At 60.1% G+C, this 26075-nt stretch carries 21 protein-coding genes; 7 read left to right on the top strand and 14 right to left on the bottom strand.

Going from position 1 to position 26075, the window contains the following annotated elements; genetic code table 11:
* Positions 1-39: 39 nt before the first annotated feature.
* On the top strand, positions 40-3792 hold the full coding sequence (locus tag MHY22_RS01750; RefSeq protein WP_239277792.1) for an acyltransferase family protein: 3753 nt from the start codon (positions 40-42) through the stop codon (positions 3790-3792).
* A gap of 189 nt (positions 3793-3981) precedes the next feature.
* Here the strand turns inward: MHY22_RS01750 and MHY22_RS01745 are convergent, their stop codons facing one another.
* Both MHY22_RS01745 and MHY22_RS01740 read right to left on the bottom strand, forming a co-directional pair.
* Positions 3982-4305, bottom strand: coding sequence for a putative quinol monooxygenase (locus MHY22_RS01745; protein WP_005323747.1), 324 nt, complete (start codon positions 4303-4305; stop codon positions 3982-3984).
* 88 nt (positions 4306-4393) lie between these two features.
* Complete coding sequence (locus MHY22_RS01740; RefSeq protein WP_239277791.1) at positions 4394-4984, bottom strand: hypothetical protein; 591 nt, start codon at positions 4982-4984, stop codon at positions 4394-4396.
* Positions 4985-5145: 161 nt separating this feature from the next.
* Here MHY22_RS01740 and MHY22_RS01735 point away from each other — a divergent pair, with 161 nt between their 5' ends.
* Entirely contained in the window at positions 5146-5904 is a 759-nt protein-coding gene (locus tag MHY22_RS01735) for an AEC family transporter (RefSeq protein ID WP_239277790.1), read from the top strand.
* Here the strand turns inward: MHY22_RS01735 and MHY22_RS01730 are convergent.
* On the bottom strand, positions 5901-7634 hold the full coding sequence (locus MHY22_RS01730; protein WP_239277789.1) for an alpha/beta hydrolase: 1734 nt from the start codon (positions 7632-7634) through the stop codon (positions 5901-5903). The two genes, MHY22_RS01735 and MHY22_RS01730, sit on opposite strands and share 4 nt — an antisense overlap.
* Positions 7601-9409 carry an ABC-F family ATP-binding cassette domain-containing protein gene (locus tag MHY22_RS01725; RefSeq protein ID WP_225747284.1) on the bottom strand — a complete coding sequence of 603 codons (1809 nt, stop codon included), beginning with the start codon at positions 9407-9409 and terminating at the stop codon, positions 7601-7603. The genes MHY22_RS01730 and MHY22_RS01725 overlap by 34 nt, the downstream gene beginning before the upstream one ends.
* A gap of 92 nt (positions 9410-9501) precedes the next feature.
* Between MHY22_RS01725 and MHY22_RS01720 the strand changes: the two genes are divergently transcribed.
* Positions 9502-10839, top strand: coding sequence for a hypothetical protein (locus MHY22_RS01720; RefSeq protein ID WP_239277788.1), 1338 nt, complete (start codon positions 9502-9504; stop codon positions 10837-10839).
* On the opposite strand, the gene MHY22_RS01715 is transcribed toward MHY22_RS01720, so the two are convergent.
* The 4 genes from MHY22_RS01715 to MHY22_RS01700 all read right to left on the bottom strand — a co-directional run bounded on the left by MHY22_RS01715 (position 10840) and on the right by MHY22_RS01700 (position 15075).
* On the bottom strand, positions 10840-11820 hold the full coding sequence (locus tag MHY22_RS01715; RefSeq protein ID WP_239277787.1) for a 4-(cytidine 5'-diphospho)-2-C-methyl-D-erythritol kinase: 981 nt from the start codon (positions 11818-11820) through the stop codon (positions 10840-10842).
* Entirely contained in the window at positions 11821-12681 is an 861-nt protein-coding gene (gene rsmA / locus MHY22_RS01710; RefSeq protein ID WP_239277785.1) for a 16S rRNA (adenine(1518)-N(6)/adenine(1519)-N(6))-dimethyltransferase RsmA, read from the bottom strand. It abuts the gene before it with no gap.
* Between the two features lie 72 nt (positions 12682-12753).
* A complete protein-coding gene (locus MHY22_RS01705) occupies positions 12754-13935 on the bottom strand; it encodes a resuscitation-promoting factor (protein WP_198492757.1) in 1182 nt (393 codons plus the stop codon).
* A 285-nt stretch (positions 13936-14220) separates the two neighbouring features.
* Positions 14221-15075: a TatD family hydrolase gene (locus MHY22_RS01700; RefSeq protein ID WP_239277784.1), complete on the bottom strand. Its 855-nt coding sequence runs from the start codon at positions 15073-15075 to the stop codon at positions 14221-14223.
* On the opposite strand from MHY22_RS01700, the gene MHY22_RS01695 reads away from it, so the two are divergent.
* Complete coding sequence (locus MHY22_RS01695) at positions 15074-15568, top strand: GNAT family N-acetyltransferase (protein ID WP_239277783.1); 495 nt, start codon at positions 15074-15076, stop codon at positions 15566-15568. The two genes, MHY22_RS01700 and MHY22_RS01695, sit on opposite strands and share 2 nt — an antisense overlap.
* A gap of 10 nt (positions 15569-15578) precedes the next feature.
* Entirely contained in the window at positions 15579-16079 is a 501-nt protein-coding gene (locus tag MHY22_RS01690) for a GNAT family N-acetyltransferase (protein WP_239277782.1), read from the top strand.
* Between the two features lie 125 nt (positions 16080-16204).
* Here MHY22_RS01690 and metG read toward each other — a convergent pair whose 3' ends face one another.
* From metG to rsmI, 3 genes are all read right to left on the bottom strand, one after another.
* Positions 16205-18037, bottom strand: a complete 1833-nt coding sequence (metG, locus tag MHY22_RS01685) for a methionine--tRNA ligase (RefSeq protein ID WP_239194409.1) — start codon at positions 18035-18037, stop codon at positions 16205-16207.
* A gap of 153 nt (positions 18038-18190) precedes the next feature.
* Positions 18191-20047, bottom strand: a complete 1857-nt coding sequence (locus MHY22_RS01680) for a BCCT family transporter (protein ID WP_239277781.1) — start codon at positions 20045-20047, stop codon at positions 18191-18193.
* Positions 20048-20294: 247 nt separating this feature from the next.
* Entirely contained in the window at positions 20295-21149 is an 855-nt protein-coding gene (rsmI, locus tag MHY22_RS01675) for a 16S rRNA (cytidine(1402)-2'-O)-methyltransferase (RefSeq protein ID WP_239277780.1), read from the bottom strand.
* Positions 21150-21173: 24 nt separating this feature from the next.
* Here rsmI and MHY22_RS01670 point away from each other — a divergent pair, with 24 nt between their 5' ends.
* Positions 21174-22793, top strand: a complete 1620-nt coding sequence (locus tag MHY22_RS01670) for a dolichyl-phosphate-mannose--protein mannosyltransferase (RefSeq protein ID WP_239277779.1) — start codon at positions 21174-21176, stop codon at positions 22791-22793.
* A gap of 17 nt (positions 22794-22810) precedes the next feature.
* On the opposite strand, the gene MHY22_RS01665 is transcribed toward MHY22_RS01670, so the two are convergent.
* Positions 22811-23512, bottom strand: a complete 702-nt coding sequence (locus tag MHY22_RS01665; RefSeq protein WP_239277778.1) for a zf-HC2 domain-containing protein — start codon at positions 23510-23512, stop codon at positions 22811-22813.
* A complete protein-coding gene (locus MHY22_RS01660; RefSeq protein ID WP_049379053.1) occupies positions 23499-23912 on the bottom strand; it encodes a DoxX family protein in 414 nt (137 codons plus the stop codon). Before MHY22_RS01660 ends, MHY22_RS01665 begins: the two co-directional genes overlap by 14 nt.
* A gap of 156 nt (positions 23913-24068) precedes the next feature.
* Between MHY22_RS01660 and MHY22_RS01655 the strand changes: the two genes are divergently transcribed.
* The gene (locus MHY22_RS01655; protein ID WP_239277777.1) at positions 24069-24785 is read left to right on the top strand and encodes a DNA-3-methyladenine glycosylase I; all 717 of its coding nucleotides are present in this window, start codon (positions 24069-24071) and stop codon (positions 24783-24785) included.
* Between the two features lie 14 nt (positions 24786-24799).
* Here MHY22_RS01655 and glpR read toward each other — a convergent pair whose 3' ends face one another.
* Complete coding sequence (glpR, locus tag MHY22_RS01650) at positions 24800-25990, bottom strand: gephyrin-like molybdotransferase receptor GlpR (protein WP_239277775.1); 1191 nt, start codon at positions 25988-25990, stop codon at positions 24800-24802.
* Positions 25991-26075 lie beyond the last annotated feature (85 nt).

The raw sequence follows: 26075 nt of genomic DNA, 5'->3' as shown, positions 1-26075 counted from the left end.
GTCCGTTTAGAAAATATACGTAGTGCTTTGGGAGTTTTTGTGAAGCAAATTTTGCGCTCACTGCTGGGGAAGAAGAAACCTGGGCGTTCGAACGAACCACGCACACCGGTCTATCAGCCAGTACCGCCCAAAGCTGGCTCTACCAGTGCGCCCCAGACCCCTAAAAACAAGGATTCTGCGCGCCAGAACTCGACCAACACCGAATCCACCACGGGTGCCCAATCCACCGAGCCGAAGGGCAAGCCCCAGGACCGCACCGCTAAGGACGGCGAGTCCAAGAACCAAGCTAAACAGGCACCTGCGCGCAAGCCCACCCCGGCAAAGGCTGCACAGGCTTCCGAATCCAAGCCTGCTGCTGCGAAGCCGAAAAGTGCGAAGCCTGCCGCCAAGCCCGCGGCTAAGGACACTACTCAGCCCAGCACTGAAAAATCCCAGGCAAGCAAGGCCACTTCCGCAAAACCGCAGCAGGCTAAGTCCGCCTCGCCATCGCCTGCAGCCAAGGCGCCAATGACCAAGCCTGCAGCCCAAGGTTCTGCCACCAAGCCATCCACCACACAGCAAAACAAGGCAGAATCCTCCCCCAAAACAGCTGTTAAAAAGCAACAAGACTCGCCTGCTCAGGACAAGAAGCCACAGCGCAAAGCACACGAACCGGTTCAGCGACCACGCCGCGGCGCAAGCTTTAGCACCACCCCGCCTAAGTCCTCCCCAAAGACTCCGTCTACCCGCAGTACTTCCCCGAAGCCGGCCGCGAAGCCTGACACCCAACCCTCTCAGAAAGGCGCGGTAAAGCCCGCACCTCAGACTCAACCCACTACCCAGAAGCCGAAGCAGACGCCCAAGCCGTCCTCTTCTTCCAGCGCGAAGAAGGCTTCCCCGCAACCGGCAAAGCCGCAGAAATCCCAGCCGGCTAAATCCAAGCCGGCCACCGGCCAGCAGCAAGCGCAGAACCCACGTTCCCCCAAGCGCGTGCCGGCAAACTCGGCAAAGCAGCAACCGCAGCCGCAACCTACGCCGAAGAAGAACGCGCAGCCGTCAAAGCCCTCGCAACCGTCCAAGGGCCAAGGATCAGCACGTACTCCCGGCTCTGCAAAGCAGAAGGCTGCCCCACAGGTCTCGACTCCTAGCGCTCCAGCGCCAAAGAAGGGCACCTCTGCCCCCAAGCCGAAGGTGGCTGCGCCAAAGACTGCATCTGATCCTTCTCAGCAGAAAGCTGGGGCGGCGCAAAACCAGACTGCTCGCAATGGAAACAAGGTAGTCCAGCCGAAATCGCAGCTAGGCACACCCGCTAAGGGCAAACTGCCCAAGCAACAGGCACAGAAACAACAGCCGCAGCCGAAGGCAAAGGAGGCGACGCCTCAAGACAATGCCAAGGAGGTAACCAAGCGCCGCCCGCAGGTTAAGCCCTCCGATATCAGTCGCGGATTGGCTCGTAAATCGCAGCAGGTGGGCACTCCAACCCCGGCCCAGCAAAAGCCGTCGCGAGCCGCTCAAAAGCCCAAGGCAAAGCAACAGCCTGGTTCGCCCCAGCCGAAGAAGGCCGAGCCTCAAGCCGCTCCGAAGACGAAGCCTGCAAAGGCAGACAAGTCCGCTGCGACAGGCGCCGTAGCAGCTGGAGCGGGTACGGCCGCCGCCGCTGCCGCCGCTGAGAAAAAGCGGGAGAAGGCACAGCCGTCGAAGGAGCAACATCCAGCCCCTGAAAAGCCACAGGCAAAGGCGGCACCGCGCCAGCCACAACAAGCTGCGCAAAAGCCAGCATCACAGAAAGCCTCGATCACGCAGGTAGATACTAAGTCTAAGTATCCGCTACAAAAGCAGGCCAAGGACCCTGAAGCGCTGGCTACGCCGCCAGAGAGCAAGGTAGTTAAGAAGAAGCGCCACGCCCGCCTGCGCCAGGTCAAGGGGCTGGATGGACTGCGCGGCCTCGCAGTTATTGCCGTGGTGCTGTACCACTTCTTCCCTTCCCTGCTTCCCGGTGGTTACTTGGGCGTTGACCTCTTCTTCGTCCTCTCCGGATTCCTCATCACCTCGTTGCTGGTGCGCGAATTCCGTACCTCCGGCACAATCAGCTTGAAGGACTTCTGGGTGCGTCGATTCCGGCGCATCCTCCCAGCAGCTGTATCCGTCCTGGTCATGTGTACCGCTTTGGTGGCGTGGATAGGCGGGGACCTAGCGGTCGGCTTGCGCCAGCAGTTCTTGGGTACTCTATTCTTTGTCAATAACTGGACCCAGATCGCCACCTCCCAGTCCTACTTTGCGGACAATGAGATTCAGGTCTTTGCCCACTATTGGTCGTTGGCCGTGGAGGAGCAGTTCTATGTCTTCTGGCCGCTTCTTATTACCGGCGTTTTCCTGATTTCTCGCCGCAAGCCGCGCCGGCTTCCTATCCTCGTAGCCGCAGTCTTAGCTATCGGTTCCGCCGTGGCCATGGCGCTCATCTACGTGCCGGGTGAAGACCCGACGCGCGTCTACTACGGCACCGATACCCATGCTTTTGGCCTGCTCACAGGCGCCGTGCTGTCTTTGCTGATGACCTCTACCAAGTCCGACCCGCAGGCGGATTCGTGGGCAGCGGCAGGCAAAGCCGAATCGCGCATCGCCGGAATCATCGGCACTGTGGCGCTCATCGGCTACGGTGTCCAGCTATTCCTCATGCCGGATGACGCGGAGATCACCTACCGGGGTGGGCTCTTCCTCACTAGCGTGCTTGGCGTCCTGATGGTGTGGGGCGTGGTTCGCGAATACGGCCCGATGACCCCGCTCTTTAGGACCAAGGTCATGCGCTGGTTTGGCCAGCGATCCTTCTCGCTGTATCTCTGGCACTGGCCGGTCATCATGATGCTCAAGGCGCTTTTCGAGGGCAACCAGAACTCCGATAAATCGTGGATCCTGGGCCTTGTAGCCGTGCCTATTTCGCTGCTCCTGTCCGAGATTTCCTATCAGTTCATTGAGAATCCGTTCCGCCGCGGCGGCTATAAGAAGACATGGAAGACCTACTGGTCCTCCCGCCCAGGATTTAGCGAATTGCGCGATGGCTTTGGCAAGACCATGTGGCCGGTAGTCCCATTCCTAGTCATTGCCTCTGTAGCCGGCGTAGTCTACGGCGTTGTCAATTCCAGCGATAAGACCGAGCTGGAGCAGCAGCTGGAGCAGCTTCAGCAGCAGAACCAGAGCAGCAACAATGCCCCGGCGCAGCCGAATGATGCTGCGCCACAGCCGCCTGCTGAGGACAACGACGATAAGGCTGCCGCGAAGGACCAGAAGACCCGCCCGATGCCGCAGGGCAAAGACATCACCGCTGTCGGCGACTCGGTGATGCTGGCTTCTAGTGGCGCCCTCAAGCAGCGCTTCCCGCAGATTTACGTCGATGCAGATGTATCCCGCCACTACACTGCGGGTATCCAGATTCTGCAGCAGCTTAAAGATTCTGGTCAGCTGCGCGATACCGTTTTCCTCGGGTTTGGTACTAACGGCCCTGCCTTCCCAGACCAGATCAAGGAAGCGCTGGATATCATCGGCGAAGACCACACCGTTGTCATGGCTGTTCCTTATGGTGACCGTGAGTGGATGGCCCAATCCCAACAGGATGTCCTCGACGCAGCCAAGGAATACGACAACGTATATATCGCTGACTGGTGCGGACATGCACAGAGCAACCCGGAGATCCTCTACTCCGATGGTGTTCATCCAATGCCGGAACGCACCGGCGGGTACTCGGATGCCTTCTACGATGCTCTAAAGCAGTACTCGAATGGCGACAAGACTGTGTCCTCTCAGTGCGTGCCGCAGTAAAGCACAGGCCGGCGCGGGGCGGGGCGTCGGAAAGCGCCTAGTTCCCTCCCTCCCGCCCTTCGCGCTCACCGGAAGGTGTGCTCCGCTAGCAGCAGCATCCGCTGTGAGCGCGAAGGGCGCTGGTGCGCCTAGGCATAGATAAAGCTCGCCCCCTACATCACGGTAGAGGGCGAGCTTTATTCGTTGGGATTAATCGACGGAGAATTCACCCATCTTGTCCCAACCGGTGCGGCCTTCGATATGAACGTTAATGATGTCCGGGGTTTCCACGAGGTACTTCGGGAATTCCTCGCAGGAGCGCTGGAAGTGCTCGCTCTGGACGTGCTCTACGTCCTTGCCATCTGCGTAGGACTCCAGCAGAAGGAAGCGCTGACGATCTTCCGGATCGCGGAACCACTTGAAGTCGATGCAGCCCGGCTCTGCGTTGCAGGCCTCGGTGTACCAATTGATTTCATCGAGGAAGGTCTCTGCGTATTCGGGCTTAACGTGGAACTGTACGTTGATCAAAATCATGCCCCGATCCTACCGGCACCTTGCAGCCTCGTCATCGCTGCAGATAGAGGCCACGAATGCGGTGGAATCGGGACTAGTGGAATGCAGTTTAGTTGAGGAAGAACTCCGCAACGTAGATGTAGGTTCCGTCATAAGCAGTTGCTACACCAAAGCCGTGTGGGGAACCAGCATTGACCGGTACATCGCGGTTAAACCAGTTCAGACGGTCTTGTGCCTGCTGCTCGGTGAGACGGTGAACAGAACCCTGGCCTTCGTCCTTGTGATTCAGGCCGTGGGCTACCCCGCCCTTGTAGTCAAGCTTGCCGGCGGCACCCTGGTTGGCCCATTCCTGGGCGATGGCGGCCGCGTGGGCGTCCTTGCGGTGCCCAGCCTTCTCGAGGTGGGCGGTGGTGGCGGCCCCCAACTCACCAGCTACCTTGGGCGCGTGGCCCGCTGGTTTGGCCAGGAATTCTGGCAGCGAGATATTGTACTTCTCGGCCAGCTCATAGGCCTGCGGTGGCAAGGTGAGGCGGAAATCCTTCACAGCGGCGAAAGGATCAGAAGAAAGCTGCTGAGCTTGCGAAGAAGCCTGCTGAATTTGCGGCGGCAAGGCCGGCTGAGCAGAGGCCACGGTGGATGTACCAGTAATGACAAGAGCGGTGGACAGGACGGCTACGGTTGCACGGTGAGAAAGCTTCATGCCCTCCACCGTGCCATAGGTGGCCAGCAGTCTGGAAGGAGTTTCCGTGCTGCGCAGGTAATTCGATACAACTTTGTTATGGTCCCTGTGTTCTGGGGGCACTGCGGATGGTGCGACAATATCCTCACGCATTGTGAAGTACTGCGAAAGGTTGTTGACTGTTGCTGGACGTATTGACCGGGTTTGCAATTATTTTCGTAGTCATCGGCGTCGGGTTTGTGCTGGCCCACAGGGGCGTTATTGGCAAGGGCGAGGCGCGCTTGCAATTCAATCGAACGGCCTTTTGGGCGGCCACGCCGGCACTCATTTTCTCCAGTGTGGCTACATCCGATACCTCCGCGTTTGCGTCCCCAGTGGTGGCCGTGATCGCTGCGGCGGCGAGCTCCTACAGCTCGGTCAATATTGGCCTGCCCATTGCCACCTATGTCATTGGTGATGCCACCTACGTTATCCCGGCATTGGTTCTCCAGATGGCGGTGCTCTCCCCGTTTATCATCGCGGGACTCAATGCACAGGGTACGAGCCTACGATCGATATGGAACTCCGTGGTCTCGGGGGTTACCGCGCCGGTGGTGTTGGCTGCGGTGGCGGGATTTATTGTCTCCGCGGCGCAGTGGCAGGTACCGGATGTGGTGATGAAGCCGCTAGAGATATTGGGTGGCGCTTCTATTCCTATGATCCTGATGAGCTTTGGTGCCTCGTTAAAGGGCGACGGGCTGCTGGAGGAGGACCGTCTGCCCACCCTTACCGCGACGGTATTGAAGTTGGTGGGCATGCCCGCTTTCACGCTGGCCGTGGGCGCAGCGCTGGGGCTAAACGGCGTGGAGTTATATGCGGCATTGATTCTGGCTGCCTTGCCTACGGCACAGAATGTGTATAACAATGCCGCCACCTATGAGGTTTGGCTAAAGCGCACTTAGTATATGCCGACGTCGAGCGCGGCAAATTGGCGTTGCAGCTCATCGGGGTAAATGGCTCCCGCCACCTCTGGACCAGCGATGGCGGCAAAGCCGTCGAGCACCGATGCACCGTAGTTATGACCGTGCCCATCGGGTACGTCCTTTGCGCCGGGCAGATCGGCGGCAACTTGGAGGGAAGAGATGAGGGGCATCCACTGCATTACGCGCTCGGCAGAATACGGGGTCCGCTCGCGCATCCAATCCGGCTCCTTAAAGGCCATCTGTGGCGACCACCAGGCCACCGGATCCGAGGGGTGTTGGATATAGAGCATGCGGGTGCGTCCCCACTCCTCTTCTGGCACCGTGCCCCATTGGCGCACCTGCGCGTCATCGTTGGCAAAGCGCACGACGAGGCCGCCGGCGTATTCGGGAGTTATCTCAGAAGAGCCAGGGTCGCGGCGCTCCACAAACTGGGTGCGCAGGCGATTAAAGTGCGGCGGCCCCGTCAATAGGATGCCGTCGACGGAATTGGCGATATCGCGCACCCCGGAAAAGGCCGCCTCAATGCCCGTGGTGCCCAAGGATTCGCCGTAGAGGTAGAGCTTCGGGCGCTTGTCCTCCGGCAGGCCGTTCCACCAGTCCACGATGGGGTTGATGAACTCCTGCCCGGCGCGTTCTACCTGACCACCGCCGGACAGGAAATGCAGCGCCGAGGGCATGGCGGAGTATTGGGCGGCCGCGATGGCGGTGTCGCCGCCGTAGAGCAGCTCGAAGGCCTGGGCGGAATAAGACGATACCCACCCCGTTCCGGTGGTCATAATGAGAAGCAGCGCCTTGCGGTCTTGGGCGTGGGTGCGCTCGAGCTCGTCGATAAGCAGCTGCGCTCGCTCCTCATTGGAGGCGCGATTGCCCAGGCCGGCATAGGCGCGAATGGGTTCTTTAGCGGGCTTTCCGGTTACCTCTTCTAATTCCGCGCGGTGCGCACCGGAGGAGAGGAAACGCGAGCCCTGTAGTCCCACCCCATTCCAGTCCACGCGGGAGTCTGGGGAGCCACTGCGCTCAGCAGACGTGGGACGCTGCGTTGCGGGATCGGGCTCGGCATTTTGGGCGGTAAAGATCCTCTCCCCCACGCCCACAATGGCGCCGGGGATGAGGTTTTCCACGGTATACGTGCCCACCAGTGCCACGATGAGTACCGCACCCGCAACGCGGTAGGCGGCGCGGAAGCGCTGGGGAAAGTGGCTGGAAAGCCAGCGCACGCAAAAGCGCAGCAGGCGCAGGAGGAAAAGAAAGGCGGTAAATACCGCCAGTGCCAGCGGAACCACCAGCACATAGCTCGCAATGGTGGGCGCCGGTGCGGACAGGGCGTCTGCGAGTTGGCGTTGCCACCGCACGGCAAAGACCGCAAAGCCTATCATCCAGACCACAAAAGCGGCGGTGGCGATGCGGGAGGCTAGGCGGTAGCGCCGAGCTGGCCACGTGGCGACATCGAGCCAGGCATGCCGAGGCGCCACATAGCGCACCACCAGCCGGTACCACACGAGCTTGAGGGCGATGCCCAGCGTATAGCCCAGTCCTGCGGCGATGCCGGAGACGAGCCCTTGGTAGAGCCAATCGCGCGGCAGAATGGATGGGGTAAGCCCCAGGGTAAAAAGCGCTGCGGCGCCGATAATGCCCCACAGGTCGAGGTAGCTGACAATATCGGCGATGCGGGCTTCTACCCTTCGAGCTTCTCCCCCAACTCCAGCCATTCCATCTCCAATTCCTCGTAGGCGCTGCGGTTTTCCTTTAAGTCTCCGTCCAATTCGGTCAAGGCCTGGGTATCAACCTTTTCCGCGGCGGTCGCCATTTTCTCATTAATCTGCGCGGCCGCCTTTTCCAGCTTGTGCATCTTGCGCTCGAGGGCGTTCATCTTCTTGGTGATTTCGCGCTCTTGCTGGGACGAGAGCTTCTTTTCTGGCTTCGGTGCAGCGTTGTCTGCCTTCTTTTCTCCCAGGTTGAGCACACCGGAACTCTGCTGGGCCTCAAGTGCGGCGCGCTTGCGCAGGTACTCGTCGATGCCACCGGGAAGGTTGGTGAGCTTGCCATCGCCAAAGAGCGCGTAGGTGTTATCCGCGATGCGCTCAATGAGGTAGCGATCGTGCGAAATGACCACCATGGTGCCAGGCCAGGAGTCCAGGAGGGACTCCAGTTCCTGCAGGGTATCGATATCGAGATCGTTGGTGGGCTCGTCCAGCAACAACACATTGGGCTCGGCCATCAGTACGCGGGTCAGCTGCAAGCGGCGGCGCTCGCCACCAGAGAGGTCACCTACCGGAGTGCGTTGACGCTTGGCGGAAAATCCCAGGCGCTCGGCCAGCTGGGAGGCGGAAAGCTCCTTTTTGCCAAGCTGAACGTAGGTGGCGACGTCCTCGACGGCGTCGATAAGCCGGCGCTCCGGATCCAAGTCATCGAGTTCCTGGCGCAGCCAACCGAGGCGCACGGTTTGACCCTCGATGCGCTTGCCTGCCGCCAGCTCGTACTCGCCGGCCAAGGTGCGCAGCAGGGTGGTTTTGCCAGAGCCATTAACGCCCACCAAACCAATGCGTTCGCCGGGGGCTAGGCGCCAGGTGAGGTGGTCCACCAAGGTGCGACCGTCCGGGGACTGCACGGTGGCATCCTCTAGCTCGATAACCACGCGGCCTTGGCGCTGCTTGGAAAAGGCCATGAGCTCGACCTTATTGCGTGGCTCCGGCACGTCAGCGATCAGCGCCTCAGCGGCCTCGATACGGTAGCGCGGCTTGGAGGTACGCGCCGGTGCGCCGCGGCGCAGCCAGGCCAGCTCCTTGCGGGCGAGGTTCTTGCGGCGCTGCTCCATGGCGTCGGCCTGGCGGGCACGCTCGGCGCGGGCAAAGGTCCAATCGTTGTATCCACCCTCGTAGGTATCGACCACGCCATCGTGTACCTCCCAGGTCCACGTGGCCACGGTATCGAGGAACCAGCGATCGTGAGTAACCACGACCACGGCCAGGTTGCGCTTGAGCAGGTGGTCCGCGAGCCACTGCACGCCTTCCACGTCGAGGTGGTTGGTCGGCTCATCGAGCACCACGAGGTCCAAATCCTGCACTAGCGCGGCGGCCAGGTTCACGCGGCGGCGCTCGCCACCGGAGAGCGAACCCACCGGAGTATCGAGCCCAAGATCTACAATGCCCAGCCCGCCCAAGACATCGCGCACCTTGGCATTGGAGGCCCACTCATAGGTCTCCAATTCCAGCGGCTCAATAATCACTTGCGCGATGGTCAGCTCATCGGGCAAGTCAAAGCGCTGGGTAACCACAGCCATGCGCAAATCAGAGGTATGGGATACGCGGCCGGCGTCGGGCGGCTCGATGCCGGTGAGCACCTCCAGCAGGGTGGTTTTGCCACCGCCATTAACGCCGACGATGCCGATGCGATCGCCGCTTTGCACACCTAGGGATACCCCGTCTAGGAGGGTTTTTAATCCATAAGTTTTGCTGACTTGCTCGAGGTTAATCAGGTTTGCCATAACGAGTGTCCATCTTAATACCTCCCTGCACATACCCCCGCATTCCTCCAACCTATTGCTATTGATTTTCACGTCCAATAGTGTGCCTATGTATGAAGCATTACACACTTTCCCTCTGCGCGGTGCTCTCTGCCGCGGCAGTAGCCATTACCTCCTGTTCCGCCCCCACCGAAGAGGAAAAGGACTCCCTGCACTCCCACGGCCACGCGCACAGCGAGGAGGACCACGCTCACGAGCACGACCATGAGCATGAGCACGGCCATGACCACGCCGGGCACTCGCACGAAGGTTTCGAAGCCGAGGAGGGCGAGACCGAGGTAGCCCAGCTGCCCACCCGCATTGTCATTTCCCACGCGGAGGGTCTGCGAGCTTATGACGCCAAGACCGGCAAGGTAATCGGCGAGGACAAAATGAATGCCTTCCTGCGCCTGAGCGATGCCGGCGACGACCGCCACGTCATGGTCACCAAAGGCGATAGCTTCCTCACCTACGACACCGGGCGCATCACCAAGGGCCACGGCGATCACAACCACTACTACACCGCTGAGCCTTCGCTTGGCGACGCCCCTATCAAGGCCCCGCACGCCGGCCACGTGGTCCACCACGACGGCTTTACCGCACTGTTTTCAGACGGCGATGGAGTAGCGAAAATTTACAAGACCGAAGACATTGGCAAAGACGATGCCCAGCCGGTCAATACCGTAGACACCGGCGCCGCACACCACGGCGTGGCTGTACCGCTGAAGGATGGCTCGGTAGTTATCACCAAGGGAACCGAGGACGAACGCCACACTATCCAGCATCTGGATAAGGAGGGCAAGGTCCTTACTGAAACCACCGAGTGCCCAGGCGTGCACGGCGAGGCCGCCGCCGGAAACGGCAATATCTTCTTCGGCTGCGAGGACGGCCCTGTAATCTTCGATGGCACAAAGTTCCACAAGGTGGACGCCTCCGCCTATGCCGGCGCAGGCGGCTACCAGCGCTCGGGCAATGCTGCCGGTTCGGAGGAATCCGATGTCATTCTGGCCGATAATAAGACCGACGAGGATGCAGAACTCGAGCGCCCCACCTCCGTGACCTTGGTGGATACTAAGGACTTTTCCGCGAAGAAGGTTGACCTCGATGCTTCCTATTGGTTCCGCTCCCTGGCCCGCGGCCCGCTGGGCGAGGCACTGGTGCTCACTACCGACGGCAAACTCAACATCATCGACCCAGATTCCGGCGAAATCACCTCGCAGATCGATGCCATCTCCAGGTGGAAGGAAAATAAGGAATGGCAGCAGCCGGGGCCCATCCTGCAGGCTGCCGATGGCTACGCCTTTATTACCGACGCCCAAAAGAAGCAGCTCGTGGTCATCGACCTCCTCCAAGAAAAGGAAGTCAACCGCTTCGACCTCGACATCGAGCCCACCGAGATGACGGTGCTCTAGCTACAGCACCACGGCGCCGCTAGCGGGTCCATGGGTAGCCACACCCTTGGTTCCGGGAATTTCCACCGTCACCTGGGAGACCACTTCCCTAGCCTCCTCTGCCCCAGCACAGAGGAAGGCACAGGTCGGACCACTGCCGGAGACAATGCCCGCGAGGGCTCCGGCGGCCACACCCGCCTCCAGCGTCTTACGCAGATCCGGGCGCAGGGAAAGCGCCGCCGGCTGCAGGTCATTATGCAAGTGCTCTGCCACCCGGTGCGGGTCGCCTGAGATGAGCGCCTGCGATACCGCCGCGGTATCCATGTGCGGCGCGCCGCCGCGACCCTTTTCTCGCATTTCATCCAACTTGTGAAAGACCTGCGGGGTAGATAGCCCGCGGTCCGAGGCGATAAGCGCCCAATGGTAGGTACCGCGCGCCATCATCGGGGTAAGCTGCTCGCCGCGCCCCGTACCGAGCGCGGTGCCACCCAACAGAGTAAAGGGAACATCCGAACCCAACGCCGCGCCTAGCGCGTCCAGAATCGGCTCGCCCACCGAGTCGATGCCGTAGTAGCCGCCATAGCAGCGCTCAGCAAGGCGCAGCGCGGCGGCCGCATCAGCAGAGCCACCCGCCATGCCGCCGGCGGTAGGGATGGCTTTGTGGATTTCCAGCGCTACCTCCGGCAGCGCCTTCGGCCCATGGGTGGTGTAGAGGTACTGCATGATGCGGTTAACCGCGGTCCACGCCAAGTTTGTATAGTCCTCTGGCACGCCCTGCGCATGAGGGCCCGTAACCTTTAAGCCTTGAATGCGCGGCTTATCCACCTCGGGATTACCCAAGTCCGTGAGCGTCACGGTGTCATGCAGCTCCAAAGACTGAAAGACACTGGCAAGCTCATGGAACCCATCCTCGCGCGGTTCCTCCACGCCGAGGTGAATATTGACCTTGGAGTGAGCGCGCGCGGTATAGACGAATGGTTCGTTATCTAGCGGTGCACTCATTTAGATTCCTGCCAATCGTACGAAGTCCTCTACGGCAAGCTTTTCACCGCGCTGCTTCGGATCGATATCCGCCGCTCGCAGCGCTTCCTCGGCCGCGGCACCCGAACCAAAGTGGCCAGACAATGCCGCGCGGAGGGTCTTGCGGCGTTGGGCAAAGGCGGCGTCGATAACCGGCCAGACATTAGCCCGCGACTCATCGGTAACCGGCCAAGGAGCATCTTCAAAGACATCGATGCGCACCAGGCCAGACTCAATATTAGGCGCCGGCCAAAAAACGTTCTTGCCAATCGTGCCAGCCTTGGAGACCTTGCCATAAAAGCCCGCCTTGACCGAGGGCACGCCATAAACCTTGCTGCCCGGCTGGGCGGCGAGACGGTCCGCCACCTCCAGCTGGACCATCACCAGCACGCGGCGAATGGAGGGAAATGTCTCCAGCAAATGCAGTAGAACCGGTACGGCGACGTTATACGGCAGGTTGGCCACGAGGGCAGTCGGCTCCGTGACATCAGAATCCGTCACGCGCAGTGCGTCCTTTTCCACTACGCGCAGGCGCTGCGCATACCCAGGGGCGCGCTCTGCCACGGTATCGGGCAGCTGCGCCGCCAGGCGGGAATCGATCTCTACCGCGGTCACGTCCCCCACGGCCTCAACCAAGCCAAGGGTCAGCGAGCCCAATCCGGGGCCCACCTCGAGGACGCGATCTGTAGGCTCCAGCTCCGCCGCAGCGACGATGCGCCGGATGGTATTCGGGTCATGCAGAAAGTTCTGCCCCAACTTCTTGGTGGGCACGATGTCGAGCTTCTCCGCGAGGGCGCGGATCTCAACGGGACCCAAAAGCGCGGCGCCGGTGGAATTAGTCATGCCTTCTAACTTAGTAGAAGAGACAAAAAGGCCGCACACCACAGTGGGTGTGCGGCCAAGAAGCGCTGCGGTTTAGCGCAGGCCCAGCTTGGAAGTACATGCCGGCCATGCGCCCCAGCCCTGCGCTGCCTGCACCTTTTCTGCCACGGCAATCTGCTGCTCACGGGAAGCCTGCCATGCCTCCGGTGCGTACTCAGTACCGCCGAATGCTGCCCAAGTGGATGGGGTGAACTGCAGACCACCGGAGAAGCCGTTGCCGGTATTAATAGCCCAGTTACCGGTGGCCTCACACTGTGCAATGGAATCCCAGACGGAGCCATCTGCCACCGCCGGAGCAGCAGCACCGGAGTTGCCACCCTTCTCCGGCTTTTCCTCCTCGGACTTCTTGGTGCCGCGGGCAATGGTGGCAGCCTTAGGCTCGACGGTCACCTTTTCCTTGATGACGTCATTGGATTCCTTAGCGCCGTCCTTCATTACCAGCTTGTGGGTAATAACACGCTTGCCCTTAACGCCTTCCTCGCGGACCTCTTCGGTGCCCTCTTCCAGCTCCGGGTCATCGACAAAGTTGGGCTCGGCGTCAAACTCTTCTTCCGAGTCATAAACGGTGGTAGAAACCTGGTCCACCTTGATGGACATGCCTTCGGTAACCTTGGTCTCCTTGGACGGGAAGACGCGGTCATCGTCATCAACGTCGATATTGCGGGCCTTGAGAACATCCTCGACGGTCTTAGCGGCAATCTTGGTGTAGGTTACCTTGCCGCCATCATTAATCTTGACGATCTTCGGGGACACAACCTCAAGGTCCATGCCCTCTTCCAGCTGGGCGTCCTCGTCCACGTCGGCATCGCCAGACTTCACAGAAGCACCCTTGACCACGCCGTTGAGGCTACCCAGCAGGTCAGAAACGGTGAGGTCGGTGGTGGACAGCTGCTGCTGCACACCGTCGATGGTCACGGCCACCGGCTTGGCGGTGCGCACGGAAATCTCATCGCCATCACCCACGGATTCGGACGGGGCCGGGGAGACGATGTCTTCCTCACTCACCTGCACGCCGGCTGCCTCCAGCGCGCCGTCGACATCCTTGGCAAAGGTAGCCAACTCCACCTTGTCGCCGTTGATGTCCACGGTGACGTCCTTTTGTGCCGCAACGGCTACCACGCCGCCGACGGCCAGGGTGCCCAATACGCCACCCGTTGCCAGACGCAGTGGCAGCGAGCGGGAGTTATTGAGGCGCTTGATCTGATGAGGTGACATGCTGAATGAATCTCCGGTAGTGCAGGTTTCAACAATTACAAGAGTTTAGGTCAGCAAAGAAGTCCACGCAGGCAATTCCCTTGCTCAGATCCGCTGCTGCCGCACCGAGGGTGGCGCTGCACGACCTTAGAACCTAAACGAACGATTAATAACGATACGATAACAGCACTACAAAGTCGAGGACTAATCCACCACACGCCTCACTGGGCACACAACCGTCACACCAAGCACCCCCGCCACCTCTGACCAGCGGGTTTTATTTTTGTGAAAACCGTCACCTAGGCGTTAGCGCAGGCCGTAGACGCGATCAAAAGTGTCGTTTACCTCCGCCGCTAGCGCCTGCACCGTCTGGTGGCGTGCGCGAGCGATGCATTCATATGTGTGCCCGATAAGAGCTGGTTCATTGCGCTGGCCCCGGTAGGGCTCTGGCGTCATATATGGCGCATCGGTTTCCACCAATAACTGGCCGGCCGGCGCCTTCGCCGCCGCCTGCCGCAGCTCGGCATTGCGCTTGAAGGTGACGTTACCGGCAAAGGACAATACGTAGCCGCGCTCCAAGGCTTCCTCTGCCACTTTCAGCGGCGAGGAAAAGCAGTGCAGCATAACGGTGTCGGGTGAGGGGGCGTCGGCAAGAATGCGCATTAAGTCCGCATCCGCCTCGCGGTTGTGAATCATCAGCGTCTTGCCATGGCGCACCGCGAGGTCAATATGCCACCGCAGAGATTCCTCCTGTTGGGCCATGGTCGCGGTGGTCTCAGGCTCGTGCTGCACCCAGTAGGCATCGAGGCCGGTCTCTCCCACTGCTACGCAGCGAGGATCCGCCACCATCTCCTCCAGCGCCACCTTGGTTGGCGCATCCAACTCATTGGCGCGCACCGGGTGGATGGCACAGGCGGCATAAACATCCGGAAAGGAATGTGCAGTAGCCAGCGCCGCTGCCGATTCACGGCGGTCATCACCCACCGTCACCATGCGGCTAATACCGGCGGTACGCGCGCGATTGACCAGCACCTCATCGGTGTCCTTGTGAGAAAACAGATGCGTGTGCGCATCGATGAGGCCGCTTAGGCCCGGTGCCGGAACGGGAGTGGGACGTCGCTTCTTTTTAGCCATGTAGGCAATTGTAATATTGGCTGCCATGTTAATCAGACCCGCTGGCCTTGCGGACGTGCCCGCCATGACCGAGACCCTCAACTGGGCCATCGAGCACACCGACGTCATTTTCCGCACGACCCCGGCTAGCATCGCAGAGCGCGAAGCCTACCTGCGCCACATCTGGAAAGAGGGCTGCCCGTGCCTCATCGCGGAGTCCGATTCCGGCGCCTACCTGGGGTGGGCGCTCTACCATCCTTACCGCGATCCGCAGGTGTGGACGGGCTGTTATGAGACCACCATCTATCTCTCCCCCGCCGCTCAGGGCCAGGGCGTGGGCACTGCGTTGCTTGGCGCCTTGGTGGATGCGGCCCGCGCCGATGATAAGGTCCATTCCCTGCTCGCGCTCATCGTTTCCACCAATGTTGCATCGCTGAAGTTGCATGAAAAGTTCGGGTTTGAAAACGTGGGTACTCTTAAAGAGGTTTGCTACAAGTTCGATCACTGGTTGAGCCTCACCCACCTACAACTTCTGGTGTAAAGGAATTTCTATGCATATCCGTCCTGCTGAGCTTGCCGACGCCCCCGCGCTCACCGCCATCTACAACGCCGGCTCCGCAGCGAAACCCGCCGCTAACCTGGTCACGTGGCAAGAAGAGGTCTCTGACCGCGAAGAGTGGCTCAAGGAAATGTTTAAGGCCGGCTCCCCGGTCTTTGTAGCCGTGGACGATGATGAGGTCATTGGCTGGGCGGCCTACTTCCAGTTCGTAACCCCCGCCATCTATTACGGCACCGTGGAAGATTCCGTCTACATCGCCCCCTCCGCCCAGGGCAAGGGCGTGGGCTCCGAGCTTCTCGACGCCCTCATGGACTTCGCCGCCGACGATGCCTATGTGCAGACGATGATCACCTATATCGTCGATACCAACGAGGGGTCTATTGCCCTGCACAAGAAGTTCGGCTTTACCGAGACCGGCCGCATGCCGAATATCCATACCAAGAATGGCGTCCGCCTCGGCTTGGTGCACCTCCAGCGCGATTTCGAGCGCTAAACCACCCTTCCCGGCAAGGATTCGGGAATTTCGTACCCCTTTTTCTTAACCGGAATACAGAAACGGCCGCGTTATGCCCTCTTCTTTGTTGAAAAGGGACCATAACGCGGCCGTTTTAGGTGCTGTTACTTAGTAACAGGCGCCCACTCCGGGCCGGTCTCGCCCAGCTCCGGGTCGAGCTTAGAGATGAGCGGCTTCGGCTTGGCCAAGGCGGTGCCCGGCTCTACCTGGATGCGCTCCCACTTTGCCTGCTGCTGGGTGTAGTCACCCATGATGACCGGATACTCGTGGCCCTCTGGCGGCAAGCCAGCGCCAACGAGCTCTACCGGGATATCGTCCTTGACATCATGGACCTCTGGCTGGGCCGCCCACACGCCCTCGCGGCCCAAGGTTTCATGGACCTTTTGCGCGGTAAACGGCAGGTACGGCGTGAGCATGACATTGCAGTCAGAAACCACCTGGAGAGCAGTCCACAGCACGGTAGCTAGGCGCTCGCGCTGTGTCTCATCCTTAGCCAACTTCCATGGCTCTTGGTCTGCAATATAAGCGTTGGCTTCGCCGACGACGTGCATGATAGCGGTAATCGCCTGCTTGAACTTGGACTGTTCCAGCAAAGAACCGGCGGTCTCGAAGGTCTCTTCCGCCAGCTGCAGGATTTCCTTATCCTTTTCTTCCAGCGCTGCTGGTGCTGGAACCTCACCGAAGTTCTTAAACGCCATAGAAACGGTGCGGTTGACCAGGTTGCCCCAGCCATTGGCCAGTTCGTTATTGATACGGCGGACAAATTCATCCCAGGTAAAGTCCGTGTCGTTGTTTTCCGGACCGGCCACGGCGATGAAGTAGCGCAGGGCATCTGGGCCAAACTCCGCCAAGAAATCCTTGACATAGATGACAACGCCCTTGGACGAGGAGAACTTGGAACCAGACATGGTCAAGTACTCAGAGGAGACAATTTCCGTTGGCAAATTCAGCTCGCCGTACTGGTGAAGCTCACCGCCCTTGTTGCCCTTGCCGGCATAGCCCAAAAGCTCGGCGGGCCAGATCTGGGAGTGGAAGGTGATGTTGTCCTTGCCTTGGAAGTAATAGTGGCGGGTCTCCGGGTTCTGCCAGAAGTCCTTCCAGGCTTCAGGCTGACCAGTGCGGTATGCCCACTCGATAGAGGAAGACAGGTAACCGATGACCGCATCGAACCACACGTAGAGCTTCTTGGCGTTATTGTCCTGCCAGCCCTCAACGGGGATCGGAATGCCCCAGTCAATATCGCGCGTCATGGTGCGCGGGCGCATATCCTCCAACAGGTTCAGGGAGAACTTCAGGACGTTCGGGCGCCAGTCCTCACGGGTGGACAGCCACTTGTGCAGCTCATCCTTGATGGAGGGCAGATCCAGTAGGAAGTGCTCGGTTTCAATGAATTTTGGGGTCTCGCCGTTGATCTTGGATACGGGGTTGATCAGGTCCACCGGGTCGAGCTGGTTTCCACACTCATCGCACTGGTCACCGCGGGCGCCATCCGCGCCGCAGATGGGGCAGGTGCCCTCAATATAGCGGTCCGGGAGGGTGCGTCCGGTAGACGGCGAAATAGCGCCCTGGGTGGTCTCTTTGAGCATGTAGCCATTGGCATACAGGCCCTTGAAGAGTTCCTGTACCACGGAGTAGTGGTTACGGGTGGTGGTACGCGTAAAGAGATCGTAGGACAGGCCGAGGTTGGCTAGGTCAGTGACGATCTGGCGGTTGTAGCGGTCTGCGAGCTCGCGAACGGACACTCCTTCTTTGTCCGCTTGAACCAATAGCGGAGTGCCGTGCTCGTCCGTACCGGAGACCATGAGTACGTTGCGGCCACGCATTCGCTGGAAACGTGCAAAGACGTCAGAAGGAACACCAAAGCCGGCCACATGACCGATGTGGCGCGGGCCGTTGGCATAGGGCCAGGCAACATTTACTACTACAGACTCAGTCATGGGTTCTACTGTATCGAAGCCGGCTCCTGCCCACACGATTAGGGCAGACATTTACTCCGCAGGTGAACCGCTTTTTCAGAACAAAGCGCCCACCGCTTCCCCACTGCTGAGGAAACGATGGGCGCTATGAAAGCAAACCGCAAAGGGCGCGAATTACTTGCGCTTCATCGGGTGCTTGAGACGCTCGTTGCGGCGCTTCTTAAGTACCTGCGTGCGCTGGTACTCGCGGTGCAAGCGGCGCTCGCGGGCCATCTTGCGCTGGAACTGCTGTGCCTCGCGGTACTCGAGGTAAATAATATCCTCGCTCAAAGCCTTGTAGATGGCGAACATCAGGCCTATGACAATGAACAGGAACGGCAGTGCAGCAACGATGGTGACGTTCTGCAGGTTAGACAGCGCGTCCTCATTAGCCAGGAGCAGGGTCAGGCCTACCAAGGCAGTCAGTGCGCCCCATGCCGCGGATAGCCACGGCTTAGCGGTAGAAGCACCATTTTGAGACATAGAGCCCATCACCGTAGACGCGGAGTCCGCAGAGGTGACGAAGAAGGTAGCCAGAAGAACCGCCGCAACGATGCCGGCAACGAAGCCGCCAGGCATGGACTGCAGCAGATTAAACAGCTCTTCCTCAGCAGACTCGCCGGTAATGGATTCGCCGTTTTGCTCCATGTGGATAGCGGTGCCGCCGAAGATAGCGAACCACAGGGTGGATACGCCGGCTGGAATAAGCAGGACGCCGAGGCAGAACTCGCGAACGGAACGGCCACGGGAGATACGTGCCAGGAACATGCCCACGAACGGGGACCAGGAAACCCACCATGCCCAGTAGAAGATGGTGTAGCCGGACAGCCACTCACCAGCGGTGCCGTTTTCGGACTCGGCGGTGCGGCCGATCATCTCGGTGAAGTAGTTGAGGTAGTTACCAATGGAGCCAGGAATCTGGTTGAGGATGGTAACGGTCGGGCCCAAAATGAACACGAAGATAGCCAGCACTGCGGCAAGGACCATATTCGCATTGGAAATGTACTGAATGCCCTTGCCCACACCGGACATCGCGGACAGGAGGAATGCAAGGGTAAGGACCAACACGATGCCGATAACCACGGAATTGGTGGGGTTATCGATGATTCCGGATGCCTTCAAGCCGGCCTGAATCTGCAGGGCGCCCAGGCCCAAGGAGCAGGCGGTACCGAAGACGGTGGCGAAGATGGACAGGATATCGATAAACTTGCCCACCGCACCGTTGGCGTTACGCTCGCCGATGAGCGGCACGAAGGCCTGGCTCAATAGCTGCTTGCGGCCAATGCGGAAGGTGGAGTACGCGATGGCCAAGCCAACGATGGCGTACACCGCCCAGGGGTGCAGCGTCCAGTGGAACATGGCATAGGCCATGGACGATCCAACGTTGCCAGTGCCCTCGCCCGGGGTGCCGTCACGGTAGTTAGCCAGCGGCTCGGAAGCGCCGTAGAACATCAGGCCAATGCCCATGCCGGCGGCGAACATCATGGCAATCCACGATGGCGTGGAAAATTCCGGCTCCTCATTAATGCGGCCCAACTTGATGGAGCCGAACTTGGAGGCGGCAATAAAGACAACGAACACCACGAAGACGGTGCCGAAGAGGATATAGGCCCAACCGAAGTTGTCCACGACCCAGGTCAGGGCCGAAGAGGAGAAGTTGGCAAAGTTGTCCGGGGCGGCCAGGCCCCACACAACGATCGCGGCGACCAGAACACCGGCGATGCCGACGATGGACCAATCGATTGGAATATTGTCACGATCGGCCGCGATTTCCACCTCAGGATCGTCATAGCGCTCCGGGTGGAAGCCATCGGAGTGAATCATATCCTGAAGCTGGCCGGTGGCTGATTGTGCGTCCAGCTGTTCGTCTACAGTCTGATAATTCTCAATAGGCTGCCCGCTCGAAGAAGCAGAGGCCGGCTGCGCCTGTGCGCCGACCGGTTCCTTTCCTTCTTCTGGCACGCCTGTGCCCATATTTTCCGAGTTTGTCATGAGCTATACAGTGGTGCGGAACTACTCAATTATCAAACGAAGCACGTAGAAACTTCGCTGCTCAACACCGTTTCCCAGGGATTTTCCACGATAATTTGAAGGGATTTTACGCTTCGTTTCCCCATGTAAATACCGCTTTAAGCCGCCCACACGCCCGAGCACTATAACAATTCAATTACAAAGCCCCCGTTAGTGAAGCCATCTACGCGCGCTACGGGGTGTGACGTAATCGAATAAGCGGTGGGGACTAGTCCTTGCGAGCTGCCAAAGCGGCATCATAAAGCTCGCGATTAGAGACCTCGGTGCCTTTGGCTACCTGCTTGCACGCGTCCTTCAGTCGCATCCCCGCGTCCGCTAGCTCGAGCGCCTTGGGCACCAAGTCTGCAGCGGTAGCGGCAGCGGCAGTACCGCCCTCAATCACCACGGTGATCTCTCCCCGAGCACCGTCTACTGCCCACTCGGCTAGCTCGCCCAGATTGCCACGGCGGATTTCCTCATAGGTCTTGGTCAGCTCTCGACACACCGCGGCCGGGCGGTCGGCGCCGAGAATTTCCGCTGCCTCGGCCAAGGTTTCGGCTACGCGGTGAGGAGATTCGAAGAAGACGATGGCTCGCTTTTCGTTGCACAGTGACTCCAGCCACGCCTTGCGGGGACCGGGCTTGCGAGGAGGAAAGGCGTCGAAAAGGAAATGCCCCACGCCCAGGCCCGAAAGCGCCAGGGCCGTCGGCACGGCAGAAGGGCCAGGAAAACAGGTCACGGGGATATCCCGCTCGGCTGCCGCGGCCACAAGGGACAGGCCCGGATCCGAAATAATGGGCATGCCGGCATCGGTGACGACGAGAACGGTGCCTGACGCGGCGGCCTCGATAAGCTGCTGGGCTCGGTCCTTTTCATTGTGATCAAAATTGGACACCACCCGCCCGGAAATCTCGATCCCTAAAGCCTGGGCCAGATTGCGCACGCGCCGCGTATCTTCGGCCGCGATAACGTCCGCATGCTGCAAGGCATGCATTAAACGCGCGGAGGCATCTCCTACGTTTCCCAGCGGCGTGGCGGCGAGGATAACCCCGCGCGGTAGTGGATCCAGACCTAAAGCAGACATACTTCTAGCATTCCATACTCTTTAATGCGCGGTTGCGCTACGTTGTCGCCTAGACTCAACCAAGTGACTATTGCTACCGCTGCCCCATCGCGCACCACGCACGACACCGTGGCTCCGCCAGCACCCCGCGCCTATGCGTGGGGCAAGGCTGACTGGATAAGCACTAGCGTCGTCGGCGTCCTTGCGCTCATTACCCGCTTTGTCGGACTTACCGCGCCCGTTTCCAAGGGCACGCCCGTCTTTGATGAGAAGCACTACGTTCCCCAAGCCTGGGACATGGTGCGAAGCTGGGATAACCTTTTTATCGGCGGTATTGAAACCAACCCCGGCTATGGTCTAGTGGTACACCCACCGCTGGGTAAGCAGATCGTGGCACTAGCCGAGTGGGTCTTTGGTTATTCCCCTTTGGGCTGGCGTTTTATGACGGCCCTCTTCGGAGCAGCCACCGTGCTCTTGACGATGTCCCTGGCCCGCCGAGTCTCTTCATCCTGGCAGGTAGCAACCCTAGCCGGCCTCATCGCCGTATTTGATGGTGTGCTCTTGGTCTCTTCCAAGTTCGGCATGCTGGATATCTTCCAAGTCTTTTTCGTTGTAGCCGCCGCCTGGGCGCTCGCCCGCGATCATAATCAGATGCGCGAGCGCCTCCACAACGCGTTTTTGAAGGACCGGATGGGCTCTTCCGCCTTCGGCCCGCGCTTTGGATTCCGCTGGTGGCGCCTCCTCGCAGGTGCCTGCCTTGGCCTTTCCCTGGGTGTCAAGTGGTCCGGCCTGTACTTCATTATGTTCTTTGGCCTGATGTCCGTCTTTAGCGACCTTGCCTTGCGCAAACGCTATGGGGTGCGCCGCTACATCCTCGGCACACTGGTGCGCGATACCCCTGCTGCCCTGGCCTCCCTCGTGCTCGTGCCGGTACTGCTCTACGCCTGGACCTGGCGGGCTTGGTTTGCCTCCGAAACCGCCGTGTACCGCCATGCCAAGGTGGATGGCACCATCGAGGATGGATCGTGGCTGCTGCACCTGCCTGATTCCTTGGCCGGCTGGTTCTACTATCACTCCTCTGTCTTGGAATTCCATGCCAGCCTAACCTCTTCCGGCGGCCACCATCACCCGTGGGATTCCAAGCCCTGGGCTTGGCTCGTGGCCGCCCGCCCCATCTTGTACTACTCCTCCACCGACCTGCAGTGCGGTGATGGCAGCAACGAATGCCGCAAGATGCTCTACCTCTTTGGCACCCCAGCCATCTGGTGGCTGGTCATCCCGGCCGTATTGTGGGGCCTGTGGTCGCTCATTATTCGCCGCAACCGCGCCTTCCTTATCCCCTTGGTGGGCTTTGCGGCAGGCTTCTTGCCCTGGCTCGCGGCCTTTGACCGCCAAATGTACTTCTTCTACGCCACGGCTTTCATCCCCTTTGTCATCGTGCTTATTGCGTTAGCTTTAGGCCAGCTCATCGGGCATGGCAGGCCTGTGCGGTGGGGATGGCTGAAGAGCTTGGCCGGCGGCCCGGTACGTTGGGGCACTATCGTCGCCGTGTTCTACCTAGCCCTAGTAGTGGCGATGTTCTTCTATTTCTCCCCCATTTTGTACGGCTACAAGATTCCAGATTCCTGGTACCACTCCATGATGTGGCTGCCGAGCTGGACCTAACCCCGCCTGAACGAAGTTTATTGCGGCTGTGCGTTAAGAGACTTCCACCACGCGCGCACCAGGTAGCCCTTTTCCGCCGCCCAGGCCCACGCCAGGCTAAGAGTCGCCAGCGCGGTGGCGATAAGGAAATACACCTGCTCAATGGTTACGGTACCCAGCGCTATATCGCGCATGCCAAAGCCGAAGACGAAGGCAAACATCGTGGCCGATACCGGAAGCAGTCCGGTGACCGCTGCGGGGCGCCAGGCGCTGAAGAATAGACCACAGGCCATGCCAAAGCGCACTGCCGCGCCCTCCATCAGCAGGTTGGCTCGCTCCGGATCCGCAGTGGGATCCAAAACCTTTCCTTCCTCGCCCAACGGTACGAGCCCGGAGGCGTGCACGATGAGCACCACCGCCCAGATCGCAAAGATGACCCCCATAAGAACCATAGCGGCACGAGCAACCGTAAGGTTGGCTTGACGAGCGCTGGAGGTACGCCGCCATTCCGGTTCCACGCCGGCCAAGATGATATCAGAAAGATCCGTAGGAGGCGCCATACCGGAATCCGCAGGCTCCACAAAGCTCAATGAACGCGATAGCGCGGCCGCCTTATCGCGGAATGCGCGGCATTCGGCGCAGCTTTCCAGGTGAGTATCAATAACGTCCTGGGACAGATCGGAGTGCTCTCCATCCATGTGCGCGGAGATTGCCGCCTGAACCTGGCTATGCGTCAACATTGCTGAGCACCCCGTCCATGCTGGCTCTACCGGAGCCAAAAATTACGATCATCAGCAGGGATAACAGCAATACCAGTGGGTATTCGATTCCGCCGTCGGCAGCAAATAGACCGTGGCCCAGGTGCACGAAATACAGGGCACACCCCATGAGCAATGCGAGTGCCCCGGCGACAAAGGTGGTGAGCAGACCAACGACGAGGAATGCACCTCCGGCCATCTCTCCTATGGCGGCGATATAGCCGGAAAGCTGTGGCTGTGGCACCCCTAGAGCGGAAAATTGCCCCACGGTTTCATCCATGCCGGTCATAAACATCTTGTCCACGCCGTGTGCGATAAAGATTAATCCGAGGACCGCTCGAAAAATAAGCAGTGCGGCATCGCGTACGGCAGGTCTATTCATGCTGAACAGATTACCCTGAACCCCTCGCCCGACGCGAAGGCAATGGACTACACCTATACTCCTGGGAAATTCGCCCTTTGGCGGGGGAAGGAAAAGACCACGGCCGCGCGGGCTGTTTCAATGGGAACCACGCACAAAAGATAAAAGGAGAACACCATGAGCGAACCAACTACGCAGTCCGAAGAGCGCACCACCTTGGTCTATGACGATGATGGCCTGGGCCGCCCGCCTTGGGCGATGTCCTCGCCGATGCTGAAGGAGTATTACGACACCGAATGGGGCCTGCCCATTTTCGATGAAGCTGGACTTTATGAGCGTTTGAGCCTCGAGTCCTTCCAGTCCGGCCTGTCCTGGGCTGTGGTGCTCAAGAAGCGCGAGGCGTTTCGCGCGGCCTTTTGTAACTTCGATCCGGACAAGGTCGCCCAATTCGGCGAGGCAGACGTGGAGCGTTTGCTTGGCGACGCCTCCATTATCCGCAACGAAACCAAAATCCGCGCCGCGATTAATAACGCCAAGGCGACCATCGCTCTGCGCGAGGAAGGCGGGCTGGCAGAGTTCATCTGGGCCTACCAACCTCCGGAGAACCTCTACCCCACAGTGATGGAAGATATTCCGAAAAAGAGCTACGAGTCCAAGCTCATGTCCCGCGAGCTTAAGAAGAAGGGCTTTCGCTTCGTTGGACCGGTTACCTGTTTCGCCCTCATGGAGGCCATCGGCATGATTGACACGCACCTTATCGGCTCCCATCGCCGCGGTACCTCCGGGGTGTGGCTGGAGAGCGGCGTGCCGAATTATGGCCTAGCGCAGGAATACAACGCGCTCGCGAACTCGCAGACAACGAGCGCTGACGAGCTTCACGGCGCTGCTAGCTAGTCCGCTACGCGCGCTTATCCAGCGCGGCGGGCCGCTAGGTCATCGCGACGGCCATAACCATCGGGCCCGGCGTGCGGGCCGTCAAAGTCGCCGTCCTCACCATCGCTATAGCTCAGCGGAAGGTGCACGAAGTCCGGGCTTTCATCGTCGATTTCCACAACCACGGCGCCTGGGCGGCGCAGATTGCGCGGAATCTTCAGCTCTTCATCCTCGGTGTTGCGCACGCCCAAGCGGGCGCGGCGCAGGTGGCGCACGCGGCGGCGCATTAGTGCCTGTTCCTGGCGTACCTGGGAGCGAAGGGCGATCAAGTAGGCCACGGTGAGCACGCCGGCGACGGCAGCCAACCACCAAGTCCAGCCACCGACTACAATGCCGAGGGCTACCGTGAGCACCACGGCCACGGCAAGCCCCAGCAGGGTGCGCTGACGGCGCTGGTAGCGCGTCGCCGACTTTTCCTTTTCCGCTACCGGGTCCCAGCCACCGCGACCCAAACGACGCTGGGCGAACTCGACCTCGTCCTCGGACAGGTCGGTATCCATGCCGGCGTCGTCTGCTTCGGCGGTCTCAGCGAGTTCTTCAGCTCCCTCGGTATCCACCGTTTCTGCAGATGCAGGCTCGGCATCATCCGCGCTGGCAGAATTTGCGCAGTCGTCTTCACTGTCCTCGGCCTTGTCTACGGCACCCGGATACATGAGGTCTACCGGCGAGGTATAGGTTTCGTCATAGGCATAAGCATCGCTCGCCACGCTAGAGACAGCTGGGGCGCTAAAGACCTCAGCCTCGGCGGCGGCAACATCGGAGGCTTTGTCCTTAGTGGACTCGTCCGCGGCGTCGTCCTCGTCCTCCAGGAGCACGTCATCGACATCGTCCGCCTCTGCGGTGCTGGCTTCCTTGTCCGCATCAGCCTGCTGGGAGACAGGAACCGCAGCTGCCTGTGGCTCGACTGCAGTCTCGTCTTCTTCTGCAATCGCTTCTTCCACCAATTCACCATCGATGGTTTCTGCCTGTTGCGTGGATTCTTCACCAGCGGTGGAGGCGGATGCTGCAGTAAACGCACGGCTACCGCTACCGAAGGGCTGGGACTTGGCCCGGCGTGCGGCACCGGCAATAGTTACGGAGCGCGACGAGGGCTTGGTGGCCTCGGCATCGGATTCACTGTCGGCCTCGTATGCGGCCGCGGCGGGGTCGTTGTGCCCCGCCTGCAAACCGTTACCGGGGTGGGCGTGCGGCAGCCGCGGGGGGGGGGGGCGGCCACCGTGGTGGCGGTGTTGTGGCTGGGGGGAAGCTCCG

The organism is Corynebacterium sp. ACRPO (genome assembly GCF_022347205.1).
Taxonomy (GTDB): Bacteria; Actinomycetota; Actinomycetes; order Mycobacteriales; family Mycobacteriaceae; genus Corynebacterium.
This window is presented reverse-complemented; position numbering and strand designations above follow the sequence as displayed.

What these genes read in the sequence shown, in the direction of transcription:
- MHY22_RS01745 (WP_005323747.1), bottom strand. Translation starts at nt 4,305, where the DNA reads ATGATTTTGATCAACGTACAGTTCCACGTTAAGCCCGAATACGCAGAG.
- MHY22_RS01740 (WP_239277791.1), bottom strand. Translation starts at nt 4,984, where the DNA reads ATGAAGCTTTCTCACCGTGCAACCGTAGCCGTCCTGTCCACCGCTCTT.
- MHY22_RS01730 (WP_239277789.1), bottom strand. Translation starts at nt 7,634, where the DNA reads ATGGCTGGAGTTGGGGGAGAAGCTCGAAGGGTAGAAGCCCGCATCGCC.
- MHY22_RS01725 (WP_225747284.1), bottom strand. Translation starts at nt 9,409, where the DNA reads ATGGCAAACCTGATTAACCTCGAGCAAGTCAGCAAAACTTATGGATTA.
- MHY22_RS01720 (WP_239277788.1), top strand. Translation starts at nt 9,502, where the DNA reads ATGAAGCATTACACACTTTCCCTCTGCGCGGTGCTCTCTGCCGCGGCA.
- MHY22_RS01715 (WP_239277787.1), bottom strand. Translation starts at nt 11,820, where the DNA reads ATGAGTGCACCGCTAGATAACGAACCATTCGTCTATACCGCGCGCGCT.
- rsmA (WP_239277785.1), bottom strand. Translation starts at nt 12,681, where the DNA reads ATGACTAATTCCACCGGCGCCGCGCTTTTGGGTCCCGTTGAGATCCGC.
- MHY22_RS01705 (WP_198492757.1), bottom strand. Translation starts at nt 13,935, where the DNA reads ATGTCACCTCATCAGATCAAGCGCCTCAATAACTCCCGCTCGCTGCCA.
- MHY22_RS01695 (WP_239277783.1), top strand. Translation starts at nt 15,074, where the DNA reads ATGTTAATCAGACCCGCTGGCCTTGCGGACGTGCCCGCCATGACCGAG.
- MHY22_RS01700 (WP_239277784.1), bottom strand. Translation starts at nt 15,075, where the DNA reads ATGGCAGCCAATATTACAATTGCCTACATGGCTAAAAAGAAGCGACGT.
- MHY22_RS01690 (WP_239277782.1), top strand. Translation starts at nt 15,579, where the DNA reads ATGCATATCCGTCCTGCTGAGCTTGCCGACGCCCCCGCGCTCACCGCC.
- metG (WP_239194409.1), bottom strand. Translation starts at nt 18,037, where the DNA reads ATGACTGAGTCTGTAGTAGTAAATGTTGCCTGGCCCTATGCCAACGGC.
- MHY22_RS01680 (WP_239277781.1), bottom strand. Translation starts at nt 20,047, where the DNA reads ATGACAAACTCGGAAAATATGGGCACAGGCGTGCCAGAAGAAGGAAAG.
- rsmI (WP_239277780.1), bottom strand. Translation starts at nt 21,149, where the DNA reads ATGTCTGCTTTAGGTCTGGATCCACTACCGCGCGGGGTTATCCTCGCC.
- MHY22_RS01670 (WP_239277779.1), top strand. Translation starts at nt 21,174, where the DNA reads ATGCGCGGTTGCGCTACGTTGTCGCCTAGACTCAACCAAGTGACTATT.
- MHY22_RS01665 (WP_239277778.1), bottom strand. Translation starts at nt 23,512, where the DNA reads ATGTTGACGCATAGCCAGGTTCAGGCGGCAATCTCCGCGCACATGGAT.
- MHY22_RS01660 (WP_049379053.1), bottom strand. Translation starts at nt 23,912, where the DNA reads ATGAATAGACCTGCCGTACGCGATGCCGCACTGCTTATTTTTCGAGCG.
- MHY22_RS01655 (WP_239277777.1), top strand. Translation starts at nt 24,069, where the DNA reads ATGAGCGAACCAACTACGCAGTCCGAAGAGCGCACCACCTTGGTCTAT.